12 protein-coding genes and 2 tRNA genes are annotated in these 16441 nt (G+C 34.5%); 3 read left to right on the top strand and 11 right to left on the bottom strand.

From position 1 onward, the window contains the following. Positions 1-187 precede the first annotated feature (187 nt). Together EV145_RS01215 and EV145_RS01220 are read left to right on the top strand one after the other, a co-directional pair. Positions 188-841 carry a DUF1080 domain-containing protein gene (locus EV145_RS01215; RefSeq protein WP_133523423.1) on the top strand — a complete coding sequence of 218 codons (654 nt, stop codon included), beginning with the start codon at positions 188-190 and terminating at the stop codon, positions 839-841. 75 nt (positions 842-916) lie between these two features. Beyond that, positions 917-1852 (top strand): WD40/YVTN/BNR-like repeat-containing protein, encoded by a 936-nt coding sequence (locus EV145_RS01220; protein WP_133523424.1) that lies wholly within the window; start codon positions 917-919, stop codon positions 1850-1852. Positions 1853-2038: 186 nt separating this feature from the next. Here EV145_RS01220 and EV145_RS01225 read toward each other — a convergent pair whose 3' ends face one another. The 11 genes from EV145_RS01225 to trxA all read right to left on the bottom strand — a co-directional run bounded on the left by EV145_RS01225 (position 2039) and on the right by trxA (position 13644). Next, entirely contained in the window at positions 2039-2704 is a 666-nt protein-coding gene (locus tag EV145_RS01225) for an HAD family hydrolase (RefSeq protein WP_133523425.1), read from the bottom strand. A 233-nt stretch (positions 2705-2937) separates the two neighbouring features. After that, the gene (locus EV145_RS01230) at positions 2938-4521 is read right to left on the bottom strand and encodes an MFS transporter (RefSeq protein ID WP_133523426.1); all 1584 of its coding nucleotides are present in this window, start codon (positions 4519-4521) and stop codon (positions 2938-2940) included. A 1-nt stretch (position 4522) separates the two neighbouring features. Then, a complete protein-coding gene (locus EV145_RS01235) occupies positions 4523-5572 on the bottom strand; it encodes an HlyD family secretion protein (RefSeq protein ID WP_133523427.1) in 1050 nt (349 codons plus the stop codon). A 146-nt stretch (positions 5573-5718) separates the two neighbouring features. Further along, positions 5719-7074: a TolC family protein gene (locus tag EV145_RS01240; RefSeq protein ID WP_133523428.1), complete on the bottom strand. Its 1356-nt coding sequence runs from the start codon at positions 7072-7074 to the stop codon at positions 5719-5721. 254 nt (positions 7075-7328) lie between these two features. Beyond that, on the bottom strand, positions 7329-8150 hold the full coding sequence (locus EV145_RS01245) for an AraC family transcriptional regulator (RefSeq protein ID WP_133523429.1): 822 nt from the start codon (positions 8148-8150) through the stop codon (positions 7329-7331). 336 nt (positions 8151-8486) lie between these two features. Continuing rightward, positions 8487-8560: transfer RNA gene (locus EV145_RS01250), tRNA-Asp, on the bottom strand. A gap of 330 nt (positions 8561-8890) precedes the next feature. Continuing rightward, a complete protein-coding gene (locus EV145_RS22510) occupies positions 8891-9055 on the bottom strand; it encodes a hypothetical protein (RefSeq protein ID WP_208110881.1) in 165 nt (54 codons plus the stop codon). A 119-nt stretch (positions 9056-9174) separates the two neighbouring features. Then, a tRNA-Asp gene (locus EV145_RS01255) sits at positions 9175-9248 on the bottom strand. An 86-nt stretch (positions 9249-9334) separates the two neighbouring features. Continuing rightward, on the bottom strand, positions 9335-10261 hold the full coding sequence (locus tag EV145_RS01260; protein WP_133523430.1) for a DUF58 domain-containing protein: 927 nt from the start codon (positions 10259-10261) through the stop codon (positions 9335-9337). Further along, the gene (locus tag EV145_RS01265; RefSeq protein ID WP_133523431.1) at positions 10258-12831 is read right to left on the bottom strand and encodes a M1 family aminopeptidase; all 2574 of its coding nucleotides are present in this window, start codon (positions 12829-12831) and stop codon (positions 10258-10260) included. Before EV145_RS01265 ends, EV145_RS01260 begins: the two co-directional genes overlap by 4 nt. 495 nt (positions 12832-13326) lie before the next feature. Then, complete coding sequence (trxA, locus tag EV145_RS01270) at positions 13327-13644, bottom strand: thioredoxin (RefSeq protein ID WP_012023423.1); 318 nt, start codon at positions 13642-13644, stop codon at positions 13327-13329. Between the two features lie 263 nt (positions 13645-13907). On the opposite strand from trxA, the gene EV145_RS01275 reads away from it, so the two are divergent. Beyond that, positions 13908-16367, top strand: coding sequence for an AsmA family protein (locus EV145_RS01275; RefSeq protein WP_133523432.1), 2460 nt, complete (start codon positions 13908-13910; stop codon positions 16365-16367). Positions 16368-16441: the final 74 nt, after the last annotated feature.

A 16441-nucleotide genomic window follows, 5' to 3' on the forward strand; every position in this document is an offset into this window, starting at 1 on the left:
TGGTTAAAACTAGAGTCAATTAAACTATGCTCATTTATTAAAGTGAACTTATATTTCTTATATGGTTTAAAAATCATTTCAAAACAAAAAAACCAGAACTTCTATTTTTTATATTGGTCCGTATCCTTATTTTTACTTTCCAATAAATCATCAATCAAATCAATCCCTTCTTTTTAAACTCATCGTTATGTTCAAAAAATCATCTTTTGCCCTTATTCTTCTTTTTACCTTAAGCTCCTGTCTCGTTCAGCGAAAAGTTTTAGAAATGGACGATTGGTATGCTTTTACCAAAACCAATACAGCACAACAAGAACCATCAAAAGTGTATGAGTTCACAGACGGAATGATTCGTATGCATGGTGAAGATCCGAGCTGTTTGATGACCAAAAAAAGTTATAAAAATTTTGAACTTACTCTAGAATACAGATGGAATCTTGACGAGAAATACAAAATGAAAGGCGTAAAAAACAGCGGGGTTATGTACAATATTCCGTTAGATGCTTCTGATAAAATCTGGCCAAAAGGAATTCAATTTCAAATAAAAGAAAAGACTACCGGAGATTTTATCTTTCTAGACCAAGTAACGGCAAAAGTAAACGGAAAATTAATTGAAGCTGGTGCCAGTGTGGTTTCTGCGAAGTTTTTAGAAAATGAGAATCCGTATGGCGAATGGAATATTGTGGTTATTAAATCTTTCAACGGAAAAATTAAGCAATACTTAAACGGAAAATTGGTAAATGAATGTACGGACGCTTCCTCTACAGAAGGCAAAATTTCTTTGAATTATGAGCGTTCGCCAATTGACTTCAGAAATATTACGATAAAAAATAGCTCTAAATAAATTTAAACAAAAAAATTCTTCCTAATTCCACGCAACCATTTTGATATTCAATCATCTACTTAAAAAAAGATTGTTATGAAAAAATTGATTTGCTTTTTGATTTTAACTTTAGGGATTCTTGGCTGTTCTTCAAATGAAGATAATAAAACATCCGCTTTTGAGAGAATAGATGCCTATACCACTCAAAGCTTAACTGACATTTCCTTTATAAATAAAAATCAAGGAATAATTTGCGGGACTTTTGGATTTTTAGCAAAAACCAATACTGGCGGAAAAACATGGGGTGTATTAAATACAGGAGATAAGCAAACATTTATGAGCGCTTTTATGCTAAATGAGCAAAAATTCTACACCGCAAGAATAGATATGTTTGTTACTACAAATTCTGGCACTACGTTTAACAAAATTGAAAGTATTTCGGGTGGTCCAACTATTTTTGATATTAAATTTTTTAATCCTTCAAAAGGGCTGCTTGTAAGAGCTGGTTCGATATTAAAATCAGATGATTCTGGAAATACTTGGATAAAAAAGTATGATGGTCCTACTGTAGATAATTTAGTAATAACTTCAGATTTAGTTGCATACGCTTATGGCGGCTATACCAATAACGTTATAGATAAAGGAATAATTGTCAAAACTCTTGATGGAGGTGAAACCTGGACCCAAACATTAGCTTCAGATTCAGATATTCTTTCTCTTTCCTTTATATCAGATAATATTGGTTATTACATTACTTCTAAACATGAATTATATAAAACTAGCAACGGATCAACTAGTTGGACAAAAGTATCAAACTTGCCAGGTTCTGGTTCCCCAACATCGGTTTGTTTCATTAACGAAAATACTGGATACTTTTCAACAGATGAGGGGAAAATTTTTGAAACCAAAAATGCTGGTGTAGATTGGAAAATAGTTTACAATAAAACTACTGACCTAATCTGGAAAATTATTTCAAAAGATGGTGCCGTATATGCAATAGGAGATAATGGATTGTTTCTTAAGAAAAAATAAAAACCTCCAGCTAAAACTGGAGGCAATTTAATATTTTTAATTGATTGTTAGAATGCGGAAAAACCTTTGTGGAGTTACTTGCGAAGATTCCTCGTTCCTCGGAATGACAAGATTGTGGTTACTATCAACAAAAAACCTTTGACAAAGTTTAAAACTTTGACAAAGGTCTCTCCTATTATTTGGAATTTAAAAATTGGAATTTAACAACTCCTTAATCTTATCCACATTAATTTCACTATAATCATTAATATAGTAATCACATACAGGAAGCTCTTCTTTTGTATGCGTACTCAAAACACCAACGACTTTCATTCCTGCATTTAATCCTGCTGTAATGCCCGAAAAAGAATCTTCGAAAACCACACAATCCGACGGAGCAACTCCAACACGTTCTGCCGATTTTAGATAAACTTCAGGATTTGGTTTATGGAACATAACATCTTCACTTGACATCATCGAATCCATTTTATCAGTAATTTTTAAGGCATTTGCAATTAAATCTAAATTCGCACGCGGCGCCGATGTTGCAACGGCTGTTTTAAAACCACGCGATTTTAATTCGCTTAAAAATTCCAAATAATGCGGAATCGTATCGACTTTGTCTTTATAAATTTCGCGAAACATTCCTTCTTTTTCGTCTTCGAGTTTTAGAAGTTCTTCTCCAGCAATTGGGCGCTTGAAGAAATGTGTCATAATATAACTGTTATGTTTTCCGTACATATGTTCTTCAAATTCTTCATTACTATAAGGAACATTATATTTATCGAAAAACGCCTCAAAAGCCTTCACATGATGCGGATTGGTGTGCGAAATCACGCCATCCATATCAAAAATTACACATTGCTGTTTCATTGTATATTTTGTTGTTTTAACGGTTGCAAGATACTGATAAGTGTGGTTTACCGCAAAGTTGTATGGAGGTTTCTCGCAACGTTTTTTTTAATCTCGCAAAGTCGCGAAAGCGCAAAGTTTTTTGATTTTAATCCTTTTAATCTGTGGCTTTAAAATAAATCTTTGCGCTTTCGCGACTTTGCGAGATTAAACCCGTCAAAGATTGCCAACAAAAACTTAGCGAGCTTAAATCTCTAGCCGATCCAAATTTTACTTTTTACCAAAGTCATAGTTTGTTTCAAATGCTGATTACAAGCAATCAGAATAATCAAAACCACCAAACCATAACCCACAATCGTATAAATTTCCATATCGGTCAATAATGTCGCTTGTTTGGCAACTGTTCCAAAGACTTTTTTCAAGGCTAAAGTATTGGCATTATCTGCCGAATATCCTTTTGCCATAAAACTCTGCGCTGTTGAAGCGATGGTTTGTTGTGCTTCGGGATTTTCGCCGGTTACGAATTGGCTTAGTTTTAAAAAGTGTTTTTTATTTAGAAAAACTACTGCATTCTGCATCACGCAAAAACCAATTGTACTTCCCCAAAAACGCCCCGAAACACCGACAATTCCAGAAGAAACCGCCATTTTTGCCGGAACCGAAGATGTTGTAAACAAGATTAAAGGAACGAATAAAAACCCAACGCCAATGCCTTGTAAAACATACGGAATAATAATATCGGATAAAGCTACATCGGGCACAAACAGAAAAGTAAACCAAAAATGAAACAACGCAATCAACGAAAAGCCAATGATAAAAATAACTTTAGTCGAAACAGATTTCATCAGGAAATAGGCTGCTAAAATCAATCCTATTACATTTCCCAGTCCGTTAATGTATTGCACGCCAGCCACACGCGACGGATCCCAATTCCAAATAGAGAACATTGCCGAATGACAAAGACTCAGCGTTGCTCTGCTGATGTAAAAAAGGAAAAACAATAAAAATCCTATTCTTAGATTAGCGTATTTAAAAACTTCAAAATCAAAAGTGGGCCTCTTTACTAAAAGTTCTTTAAAAATGAATAATCCGCCTGTAATCAAAGCAATCATTAACATCAATACCATTTGAGAAGACTCAAACCAATATTTTTTCTCCGCATACACAAAAAAGTAGGCACCGCAAAGAATAGCAGTTAAAACCAAAAAATAACTCATCCAGTCGATTTGATACAACGGAATTTTCTTTGTGATTCGGTGCCCACGAAAAGTAACTAAGATTAAAAAGACATTCAAAACCTGCAATCCGCCCGAAACATAGAGCATGTATTTCCAATCGTAATGATCCAGAAACCAAACTGCAATGTTCATAATAAAAGGCGTTGACAATAAAAGCGAACCGTAATAAAACGAGAAACCAATTATAATGGCGTTTTTAGAATTAAACTGCTCAATCAATAACTGTCGGATTGTAATTACCGGAAGCGCCATTAAGATTCCCTCGGCAATTCTCAATATTAAAAACAGATAAAAATTAGTAATATACGCCGATGAAACAATCGTAATCCCGATTAAGGAATACACCGCCATCAGGTAATTTTTTGCAGGGAAAAAACTCGAAAAACGACTTTCAATCAAAATCGTTGCCAACAAAGTTCCGTACGTAACACACATCGCAAACTGCAAATCTTCGGGCTCGATATCCAGAAAACTTGCTGCGTACGTTACGTTTGAAGTATAAACTCCCAATAAAATCATGGAATGCAAAAGACAGACAAACAAAATAATAATGATTGCCCATCTTGGAACCCAGGATTTAAAAATACTTTTATCTTCCATTTTAGTGTGCTGCAATCACAGTGATATTCATTCCCGCTCTTAAAAAATCTGTTTGTTTGTCGTTGCTTTTTAGCTGAATTCTAACCGGAATTCTTTGTTCGATTTTTACAAAGTTTCCAGTTGCATTATCTGGAGGTAATAGCGAAAATCTTGCGCCACTCGCAGGCGATAACGAAGCAATTGTCCCAATGAAAGTTTTGTCGTTCAGGGCATCAGCTTTTATTTCAACATCCTGACCCACGGTTAAATACTGTAATTGCGTTTCTTTAAAATTAGCCGTAATCCATTTTTCTTTGCTTACAATCGAAAGTAAAGACTGACCTTCTTTTACCAATTGTCCTGGCTGTAAAGTTCGTTTTCCAACCCAGCCATCGTATGGTGCTGTAATTATAGTGTATGATAAAAACAATGCTGCATTATCGGCCATAGCTTGTTTTGATGCAATATTGGTTTGTGTTGTTGGCACATTTGCCTCAGCCACAGATGTACTCAAAGTCGCCGAATGAATTCTATTTTTCATTTCTTCAAAATGTGCCTGCGCCGATTCGTAATCTGCTTTTACTTTTTCCAATTGCTGAGACGTTGCTGCTTCGTCTTTTACCAGCGCTTTGTATCTTTCGTATTCTAATTTTGTTTTCCAAAGACTCGATTTTGCACCTTCTAATTGTGACTCGTTAATAGCAGTTGCACTCGCTGTTGTAACCGCATTTTTTTGCGCCACAACGCTGTTTTGCTGTGCGTTTTGAACATCGGCAAGCGCCACATTCAATTTCGATTTATATTCACGATTGTCAATTACAACCAAAGTATCGCCTTTATGCACAAACTGATTTTCGTCAAAACGAACCTCCTGCACATAACCCGTAATGCGCGACATAATTGGCGTTACATATTGCTCGACCTGAGCGTCATTGGTTTCCTCATGATTCCTATTGAATACATAAAACCAAATCCCTAAAATAACACCGCTAATTACCAGCGTACACGCAATAATTGTTATTATGATATGAAACGTTCTGTTTCTTCTAGTTTCATTTTTTATCTTAACCATAAACTTTATATCTTTTAATCTATTCTCACTAATTCTCCACCGGATTAAAATCCGGCGCTACAATATGAATAGTTCCTCCGGAACTGAAATCTATATTCTTTACTCTATTCTCTTTCTTCTTTCTTCTTGCCTCTTTCTTCTAAAATCTAACTCTGAGGCATTATCCCAGCCGTATGAAGCAGTTCGTAATGTTTTAAAACCGCATCCAATCGGGTAGAAATTTTATTGTATTTTGCCTGAAGCAAAGCATTATCAGCATCGACCATTTCGGTTATTAAAACCAATTGATTTAAGTATTTCAGCTTTACAATGCGGTAATTTTCATTCGCTAAATCCAAAGCCTTATCCACCACCACAAACTTTTCAAGAATTTCCTGATACTGTGTATGCTCTTTATAAAGCTTATCCTGAATTTCCTCTTTTACAATTTCCGACTGCATTTTCTGCCATTCGATTTTAGTATTAGCCTGATCCATTTTCGTTTTGTTTTTATACAAAGAAGAAAGGTCAAAACTCGCTTCAACACCAATTTGCCCTAAAGTATACAAATACGGATTTGGTGGAAAGAATTTGTAGTTTGGATAATAAAAACCATAGTTCCCGAAGAAGTTTACCGTTGGCAAATAATTTCCTTTAACCAATTGCAGTTCTGTTTTTTTGATATTTAATTCCTGACTTGCAATTCGCATTTCTTCATTAGCGAAAGCTTTTTTCAAATAAAAATCATACGGATCTAAACCATTCATTTCGTCGAGATTTGACGTTGTGTCAATCGCAATTTCTTCATTTTCCGGAATCTGAATTAAAGTTTTCAGATCATGAAGCGCAATTTTGATGTTTTTGGAATTTGTAAGCGCATTCAATTCACGATCCGAAAGCTGTAATTCGGCTCTAATAACTTCATTTTTTGTAACCGTTCCGTGTTTTTGGAGCGATTGTACTTCTTTCAATCGGCTTTTTTCTTCTTTGATATTTTCTTCAAAAATCTTCTGAAGTTCCATCATTTTATAAATCGCCAAGTAGTTTGCGACAACTTCCAGTTCAATATCGTTTTCGGTTTTTTCTGTTTTTATTTTGGCAATTTCGCTTTCCTGATTCGCAATTTTGATCGCATTATTAATCTTATTACCCGCATAAATGGGCATTTTAAAAGTCGATTTCACCTGATAAATTTCAGGAATTGCCTTGGTTACTTCTTTTCCATTTAAGAAACCGCTTCCTTTGAATTCGGTAATATTGGTAATTCTCGAATACTCGCCGTTTAATTCGATGTCCGGCAAGCGGAGTTCTTTTCTTTCTTTGATGTTTTGCTCTGAGAGCGAAGTCTCTAATTGAGATCTAAGGATTTTTTTGTTGTTTTCTTTTGCCAGTTTCAGTGCTTCACTTAGTGAAACCGAATGAATTTCCTGCGCTTGTACACAATTAAACGTGAATACAATTAGAAATAACAGCAGGATTTTGAGAAAACAATCTTCTGTAGAATGTGTTGTTTTAAGGAACATGATTACATAAATAATTTAATGGTGCAAAGTTCCCACATTATTTTGTTGACTGATAATTCTAAAAAGTCAATAACATATTCATTTCAGACAAATGTTAAAATTGCTATTTTCGAAAACGTTATATTAAAACACTGTAAAACAATTTATTACAAATTAGAGATTGGTAGTCATTAATTTAAAGTTTCTCACAGATTCAGCAGATTTTTTTCTTTTTTATCTGCGAAATCTCCTAAATCTGCGAGAGAAATAATTTTTTATCTACTCTTTAAAACATCCTCCCCATTTAAATAATCAGAAGGTCTTTGTCCGAGGATTTTGAAGAAAGTATTACTAAATGTCGGCACACTACTATAACCAACTTCGAGCGCGACTTCTTTAACTGAAAGTTTTCTGTCCAACAGTAATTCAATCGCTTTTAAAATTCTTCTGATGGTATAATATTGAATAAAAGACATTTTGAGATCTTTTTGAAACAAGCGATACAAAGAGCGCTCGCTATAACCGAATTCATGTGCAACCTCAGAAAACAAAATTGTTTCGCCAAGATTATTTTCAATATGTCGAAGGATTTTCCCTAGTCGTTTGTCTTTTGGCTGTGGTAATTCCAAAGGCAGATTGTTGGTACAAATTTGAGGAAGAATTGCTTTTATTGCTTTGGCAATTGTAAAATTTGGAGAGCCTTTCTTCAAATCACCATTCCATTGATTGGTAAAAAGCATCATTTGAAGCAGTAAATTATTCACGGGATAAATACCTTCATTTTTATAAAAGGCATCTTCGTCTTTCTCTACCGGAAAATATAGATTTCGCATCATCACATTTTCCGACTTTGGCTGAATACTGTGCTCTAGGCCGGCCGGAATCCAGATAAAATGTCTTGCCGGTAAAAAATAGCTTTTCGTTTCAGTCGTTACAAAAACCACATCACCTTCAGCATAGAGCATTTGTGCCTTATCGTGTTTGTGCGTAGGAACCAACAATTCTCCCATCAAATCATGATGACAATAAATACTTTTTTTATCAGCATCTACTTTTGTGAGGTAGTACTTGTCTATTTTGAATGTTGATCGTTCCATTGAAAAGATTTCTTATTATAAAGATAAGAAAGAAATTTAACCGTAAGGTACGCGAAGATTTATGCGAAGTTCGCAAGGCTTCATCAAAAACCATAGCCAATGGTTTCAACCACTGGAGCGCAATGCATTGCATTAATTCAAATCATTACAATACGTCTCCCAAGGTTAAAACCTCTGGCTATGTTGAAATACAGCAAACTAAAACGCAAAGTTCGCAAAGCTTAAAAAAACTTTGCTCCCGATAGCTATCGGGATTGCGTAAATCTTAGCGCCCTTTGCGGTTAAGTACAAAAAACAAAAAAGCCTTTCCGTTAAGAAAGGCTTCTTCCAATATTGCGGTCTGGACGGGACTCGAACCCGCGACCCCATGCGTGACAGGCATGTATTCTAACCAACTGAACTACCAAACCCTGCGTTATTGCGAGTGCAAAAATACAATAGAATTTCTTTTCTGCAAGCGTTTTTGCGAATAAAAAAAAAGATTTTTTTAATTGGTTAAACTCCAATATTTTAAAATTTGATGACTAATTCAAAAAACAAGAAGTTTCTTTCTTTTCTTAACCGCAATCCCGATAGCTATCGGGAGCAAAGCATTTTATTACTCCCTTAAACAAACGCAAAGTTCGCAAAGCTTTATCAATTCTAACCTTTCAAACTTTGAAACTTTAATAAAGGTTTTTCGTACATAACTATACATTTTCTTGTCAAACATAGCCCGTGGTTGAAACCACGGGCTATGCTTAAATCCAATTCAATAAATCATTATAAACACAAAGTCCGCACAGCTTAAAAAAAACTTTGCGGACTTTGCGTATCCCGATAGCTATCGGAATTGCGCCCTTTCCGGTTAAATCAAAAGTGCTGTAAATCAAAAAAGCCATCCACAAAAGTGGAAAGCTTTTCATTGGTCTAACTACTAAACCAGCTACGAGTTACAAAGTCGTAGCAAAACAACACAACTAATCTTAGATACCGTTTTTGGGCAAAAAAGCCTTTCTTAAAAGAAAGGCTTTCCCCAATATTGCGGTCTGGACGGGACTCGAACCCGCGACCCCATGCGTGACAGGCATGTATTCTAACCAACTGAACTACCAAACCTCTGCGTTATTGCGGTTGCAAAGATAGTACAGAATTTCATTTCTGCAAGCGTTTTGATAAAAAAAATGAAATAATTTTTTAAATCCTTATCCAAAGTTTTGTTTTTCAACCAAATAAGTAATCAATATTTTTTCAAAGTTATCGCCAACATTTACCGAAACGTACTTAATTTGGTTTTTCGCACAGGTTAAAGCAAGGTTTTTAAAGTACACTTCTACCCTTTTTTCATATTCGACTTTAACATTATCGGCAAAAATCGAAACTTCTTCACCAGATTCCAAGTCGATAAACTTTCTTGGAGCGTTATCAAAATCAAATTTCAATTCGGTTTCATTATCAACGACATGAAACAAAACGACTTTATGTTTATTGTGTTTTAAATGCTGTAAAGCGTTAAAAAGCTTTTCATCATCTTCGGTCTGAAACATATCTGTGAACAGAATAATCATTGAACGGCGATGCATTTTCTCAGCTATTTGATGCAGATATGTAATCGTATCAGTCTTTTTTTTGACTTTTGGCTGCACTAATAATTCTTCCAGTTTATTCAAAAGCATTCGATGATGACGATCGCTTCCTTTTTCGGGAGCATAATATTCGTATTTATCTGAAAAAACGCTCAAGCCAACAGCATCACGCTGTTTCTTTAAAATATTCATTAAAACTGCCGACGCCAGAACCGCAAAACCAATCTTCTTTTCATAAAACGGTTGATTCGATTTTAGTTCTGGATAATGCATCGATGACGAATTATCCACAATCAAATGACAGCGTAAATTGGTTTCTTCTTCAAAACGTTTCGTGTACAAACGGTCGGTTTTGGCAAATAATTTCCAATCGATATGCTTGGTGCTTTCACCGGAGTTATACACTTTATGCTCTGCAAATTCAGCCGAAAACCCATGAAACGGACTCTTGTGCATTCCCGATATAAAACCTTCTACAACCTGATTCGCCAACATTTCAAGATGCTGAAAACTGGAGACTTTCTCTATTTCCGATTCGATTTTCATTCGGTTTCTTTTTTAATATTTTGCGCTTTATAAAGCAAATCTGTCGCCATAAATAGTTTACGCTTCAAGATCGGACTAAAATTAGGGTTTTCTTTTAAGAATCGCTGTACTTCATCAAAAGCAAATTTAGACGAATATTTCCCAACTGTATTGTCCAGCCAATCTTTCGGAAAGAAAATATCGCCCGTGCTCTGAATTTCATCAACCAAATCTAATGAAAATCTAATATATTTTTGCGCACTTTCCTGACGTAACGGATGATGAATATTACTTAAACCAACAGCAACCCAAGATTCTTTTTCTCGGTTTGAATCGTCTTTTAACGATTCCATAAATGCATTTCGAACCGATTCGTCTTTTGACAATGAAGGAAGCAGGAATTCAAAACGCTTTTGTTTATCTGGATTTGTAATCGTCGTTCTGGTTTTTTCTAAGATTTCATCTGCTTTTTCATGTTTGAAAATGGCTAAGTTCATCGCCAAATTGGTAAAATCATCTTCGTTTAATTTTAAACCTGGAATTACAATTTCTTTATTCCAAATCTGATATAATTTGGCTTTCGCCGACTCAGAATAAGCAATCGAACTAAACAAACCAAATAATGTCTTTTTGATATTTGCTGATAAATTAGTCTGCAAGCGACCGTTTAAAACATCTTCAAGCTGTTTTTGAACTTTATTTTGTTGTTTTTCTGTCAATAATCTCCAATAAATCGTATTTAAATTATTTGAGGCAATTCTTAAAACCAATTCATTTTCTTCGGTTTGAATTGCTTTCATAAAACTATCAAAAGCTTTTTGCGGTGAAACATTTCCAATCAAAGTATTCTCATAAAGATTACCGTAACCAGAAGCTCTTGCAACCTCATCTTTCAAATTCGAAATTAAATTTAAATTATTCCCGTCAAGCGGAAAAACACCGTATCCAAAACCATTATAATTATAAACAATTGCAAGCGGTTTTTCAAGTCCGACTGCTTCTTTTAAAACCAAATTTTTCTCTTTAATATTTACAGTTACAACTTTTACATTATTGTCATAAACTAAACCAATCTGAAAAATCTGAGGCCAGACATTCTTAGATTTGTCTTCGGCTTTTTGCATAATTTCAAAACTTTTGATTCGGTTTTTAGCATCATATTCTATTTTATCTGTAAAAATGGCTCTTCCGGATTTGTTTACCCAAACGTCACTCCATTTTTTCATATCAAGAGGCGTTTCATCGTCTAGAATTTCTACAAGATTATTCCAATCAGCATTATCATTGGCGTATTTTTGAATATACTTTTCGATACCTTTTTGGAACGGTTCTTTTCCCATTGAAGCTTCTAACTGGCGCATCATAATGGGTGCTTTGTTATAAATAATGGCACCATAAAGAGATCCTGCATTTTTCAAATTCGCCAAATGTTGTTTTATCGGATGTGTTCCCAAAGATCTATCTTCTGCATAAGCGCTAGCATAATGTGCCGTGAAAAACTGCAAATTATGATTGACTTTCGGAAAAATTGGGTTCATTATTTTGTCAGCCATAAAATTGGCAAAAACCTCTTTCATCCAAACATCATCAAACCATTTCATTGTTACCAAATCACCAAACCACATGTGCGAGGTTTCGTGTGCAATCAATTTTGCACGACTCAATTTCTCGCTGTCGGTTGCGCTGTTATCTAAAAACAAAGTTGATTCTCTGTATTGAATGGCACCAACATGTTCCATTCCGCCATATTGAAAAACTGGAATTGAAGCGAAATCTAGTTTCTGAAACGGAAATTTCTTTTTGGTGTATTTTTCTAAAAAGTCTAAAAATTGTTGGTGTAAATTAAAAATAGTATCAACACTCATTTTTATCTTTTCAGCATTATTCTCACGATACAACATCGTCATTTCTAAACCTGGTTTTTGTGTAATGCTCTTGAATTTTCCGGCCACAAAAGAAAACAAATAGGTACTCATTTTATCTGATTCTCCAAAAGTATACGTTGTAAAATCTCCTTTCTCCAGTTTTTCTTTCACATCGGCTCCAGCCAAAACCGACCACTCTTTTGGCACAGAAAGACTCAATTTATAAGTTGCTTTTATATCCGGCTGATCAAAACAAGGGAATAATGTACTCGCACGATCTGGAACCAATAAGGTGTATAAAAAATCATCATTTCGGTTTAAAGATAAATTTCCAGCGATGAACGAAATTGAAATGGTATTTTTTCCTAAAATCAAACTTTCGAGAGGAATAATAATGTGTCCGTTTTCATGAACAATTGCAATACTTTTCCCGTTTGCTTGAACTGTTTTTATGTTCTCGGTTTTCTCTTTAAAATCCAATTGCAAAGACTGACTCAAATTAGATAAAGTCACATTTAAAACAAGATTGGAGTTAATATTTTCGCTTTTCTGATTCGGAATTTCAAATGAAAGCGTGTAAGATACATTTGAAATCTGCTTTTTTCTGAACTGAGCTAATTGTTCTGAAACTCCATTTTCGACAATTAGATTTTCTTTTGGTTTTGATTGAGAAAACCCAATCGTAATGATCAAAAAAGAGGCAAGAAAGCTGTGAAGAATTTTCATTTTTAAGGAATATAAGATTCGTTAAAAATAAAGATTCCGCCACGAATTCACGAATTTTCACTAATTAAAATTTAGGCCTGATTTTTTTGCCACAAATTTAAAGAAAGTGCGTTTGTGGCTTTGATAAAGAGATTATTAACTTGAAAAAAGTCTTATTAAGAATCTGCATAAAAAACATAGCCTGCCGCTTCAACCGCAGGCACATATTATATTAACACAATACGTTTCCCGTGTTTGAAACCACGGGCTATACTGAATGTTTTGAGAAAATTTTGCACTAATTATTTAAAGTTTAAAAAAGGTTACATAGAATTACATGATTTTCACACATTAAAATCATTTGATTTAATTTAATCCTAACTAAAATTTTTAATAATAATTCGTGGAAATTAGCGCAATTAGTGGCGAAAAAAAATCCTTTTAATCTGTGACAGACACAAATAAAAAAGGCTTGACTTTCGCCAAACCTTCTTTATATAAATCATAATCTTACGATTACAACAAAGCGTCTAAACTATCTGCGTAGGTTTGTTTTGGAGCAACTCCAACTTGTTTTCCTACTACTTCACCGTTATGAAATACCAAAACGGTTGGTATGTTACGCACACCATATTTTGCAGCGAATTCTTGGTTAGCATCTACATCTACTTTACCAACAACTACTTTACCAGCGTACTCGTCGCTCAATTGGTCAATGATTGGACCAACCATTCTACAAGGACCGCACCATGCTGCCCAAAAATCTACCATTACTGGTTTATCTGACTTTAAAACTACTTCGTCAAAAGTAGCATCTGTTATTGCTAATGCCATAATAATTTGTCTTTAAATGTTATTTCAGCTTTTGTCCCGAGAGACAAGTTTTTTATTATTTCCTAAACTGAGGTACAAAGTTAGAAATTAAAAACAAATCATACACCATTCGCAAATTAGTTTTGATTATAAAAGTATTGTAAATAATTATATCATAAATTCAATTCAAAAACACAAACGTAACATTGCAGTAATTTGGAAATCAGAAATTTAAATATGATTGTTTTTTATAGTATCTTTAATCAACCATTAAAATTTTCCAGATGAAAGAAACTTTACATCGAATAAAAGTCTTTTTGCAGTCGGCTGGTTTTAGAAAATATGCCAAACGTTTTGGATTTTTTATTTTAGGATTAATAGCACTTCTCTTAATTGCCTGTGGAGGATTATCGATTTATTTCAACCGAAATAAAACCGAAATCATGGCCAAAATAAACACCAAAATCAATGAAAACATCAATGGGAAATTTCATATTGGTGATTTTCATTATAAGTTTTTAACTGGTCTCCCCAATTTCACTTTGGCTTTAAAAGATGTAGAGTTAAAAGACAATCAATGGAACAGCCACAAACACACTTTACTAAAAGCAAAGGAAATTGAAGTTCGCCTGAATGTCTGGAGTCTACTGCAAAAAGAAATCAATATTCACAAAATACTGATCAGCGACGCTCAGATTTATGTTTATAAAGCCGAAAACGGTTATTCGAACGCTAATATTTTTAAACCGAAAAAGAAAAAAACACCAGAAACTAAATCGGAAAGTGAAACTACGATTGATGAAATCGACCTCAACAACGTTCATTTCGTCCTCGACAATCGCATTGGCCATAAATTATTTGATTTTGATGTAGCCAGTTTAAAATCAAAAGTAGATTACGATGGAGACAACTGGAAAACCGATGTATTTTTAGATACTCAAATTGGCAGTTTGGCCTTCAATACCGTTCACGGGAGTTTTGCCAAACAAAAACAACTCAAAGGAACTTTCGCCGTTACCTATTCTAGTGAAAAAGAAAAAATTGACGTAAAAACTACTGGACTAAAAATTGGAACAGATTCATTTGATATCGTTGCTTTTTTCAATTTAGCCAAAGGGAGTGCGCTGTTCGGCATCAATATCAGCACTACGATTTTATGGCAAAACGCTTCCAATTTATTATCGGCAAATATCAGTTCTAAACTTAACCGATTTAATCTGAAAAAAGAAATCGATGTGAATTGCGACATCAAAGGCGATTTTAATGCTGAAGGTGATCCAAGAATCGTCGTTCAGGCCGAAGTACACAATAACGAACTCAGTATTCCGGATGGCTTGCTTACCGATTGCGATTTCAAAGGAATCTTCACCAATAATTTCAAGCCAAAAGAAGGTTTTAGCGACGCGAATTCTGCTGTAATTCTAACGCGTTTTTCTGCTAAATACAAAAATGTACCGCTTAAAATTGCGCAATTATCCATCAACAATCTCGAAAAACCATTGGCAACCGGAGTTGTGAATTCTGATTTTGACCTTCCTGTTGTTAACGAAGAAAACACCGAAAAATGGATTCATTTTACCGAAGGACACGCCACGCTCAACTTAAAATTTCAGTTTGACATTGTAGATTTATACATTACTAAACCGCGTTTTATTGGAAATGTAGACGTTAAGAATGTCTCTTTCCATTTTATTCCGAAAAACATTCACGCCGAAAAAATAAACGTGCAGCTGCAATTTACACAAGAGGCTTTGATCATTAATAAAATAGCTTACAAACACAAAAACAACACTATTTTCATAGACGGAAAAATCAATAATTTCCTGAATCTATATTACGACGCTCCCGAAAAAATGGTTGTAAACTGGAATATCTATTGCCCGAATATCGATGTTAAACAGTTTTTGGGCGTTTTGGCCACTTCTCAAAAAAAGAAAGTGACGTCAAAAAAACCTTCTATGTCTCATCAGCTACGAAATGCAATCGAAAAATGTATTGTCGACATTAACCTCAAAGCCGATAAAATCACTTATAATAAATTGACCGCCACAAATACAAAAGCCCAAATCCAGATGATCGATTCGCGATTGGTAATCAAAAATGGCTCGCTGCAAACTTGCGGCGGAAGCATTAATTTTAGTACGACACTTTCTCCAACTGGTAAAAACTACAATTTTGCTTCAAACGCACAGGTCAATCAGGTTGATATTACACAGTTTTTAAAGTCATTTAATAACTTCGGAATCAAATCATTTACGCCTAACAATATTCATGGAAAATTAACCAGCAATGCTAATGTTACAGGTTTGATGAACACGAACGGCGAATTGATCACGAATTCGACGCACGGAAGCTTAAAATTTAATGTCAGTCAGGGTGCTTTGGTCAATTTTGAACCTATTATGAAAGTGGGGAAATTTGCTTTTCCGTTTCGCGATGTCGAGAATATTACGTTCAGTGATTTGTCTGGTGATTTTAAATTACGCGGCGAATTGGTCGATATTAATAAATTAACCATTAGTTCGAGTGTTTTAAATCTTGATGCAAAAGGTGTTTATTCATTTGGCCGAGGCACAAATCTCGCACTTACAATTCCGCTTCGAAATTCTAAAAACGACGCCAAACTTTCTTCAAAAGAAGAACGCGATGCTGTTCGAGGAAAAGGCATTATTCTACGTTTAGTGGCTTATGATGACAATGGAAAAATGAAGATTAAGATGGGGAAAAAGGAGAAGGAGAAGTAAAAAATCTCATCTTTGTTGAAATAATACAATCACAACATAAAAACCTATAACCAATTAAATACCACTAATTATTA

Source organism: Flavobacterium sp. 245 (assembly GCF_004362055.1).
Taxonomy (GTDB): Bacteria; Bacteroidota; Bacteroidia; order Flavobacteriales; family Flavobacteriaceae; genus Flavobacterium.

Excerpts from the sequence above, each read along its gene's own strand:
- EV145_RS01215 (WP_133523423.1), top strand. The coding sequence starts at position 188 with ATGTTCAAAAAATCATCTTTTGCCCTTATTCTTCTTTTTACCTTAAGC.
- EV145_RS01220 (WP_133523424.1), top strand. The coding sequence starts at position 917 with ATGAAAAAATTGATTTGCTTTTTGATTTTAACTTTAGGGATTCTTGGC.
- EV145_RS01225 (WP_133523425.1), bottom strand. The coding sequence starts at position 2,704 with ATGAAACAGCAATGTGTAATTTTTGATATGGATGGCGTGATTTCGCAC.
- EV145_RS01230 (WP_133523426.1), bottom strand. The coding sequence starts at position 4,521 with ATGGAAGATAAAAGTATTTTTAAATCCTGGGTTCCAAGATGGGCAATC.
- EV145_RS01235 (WP_133523427.1), bottom strand. The coding sequence starts at position 5,572 with ATGGTTAAGATAAAAAATGAAACTAGAAGAAACAGAACGTTTCATATC.
- EV145_RS01240 (WP_133523428.1), bottom strand. The coding sequence starts at position 7,074 with ATGTTCCTTAAAACAACACATTCTACAGAAGATTGTTTTCTCAAAATC.
- EV145_RS01245 (WP_133523429.1), bottom strand. The coding sequence starts at position 8,150 with ATGGAACGATCAACATTCAAAATAGACAAGTACTACCTCACAAAAGTA.
- EV145_RS22510 (WP_208110881.1), bottom strand. The coding sequence starts at position 9,055 with ATGAAAAGCTTTCCACTTTTGTGGATGGCTTTTTTGATTTACAGCACT.
- EV145_RS01260 (WP_133523430.1), bottom strand. The coding sequence starts at position 10,261 with ATGAAAATCGAATCGGAAATAGAGAAAGTCTCCAGTTTTCAGCATCTT.
- EV145_RS01265 (WP_133523431.1), bottom strand. The coding sequence starts at position 12,831 with ATGAAAATTCTTCACAGCTTTCTTGCCTCTTTTTTGATCATTACGATT.
- trxA (WP_012023423.1), bottom strand. The coding sequence starts at position 13,644 with ATGGCATTAGCAATAACAGATGCTACTTTTGACGAAGTAGTTTTAAAG.
- EV145_RS01275 (WP_133523432.1), top strand. The coding sequence starts at position 13,908 with ATGAAAGAAACTTTACATCGAATAAAAGTCTTTTTGCAGTCGGCTGGT.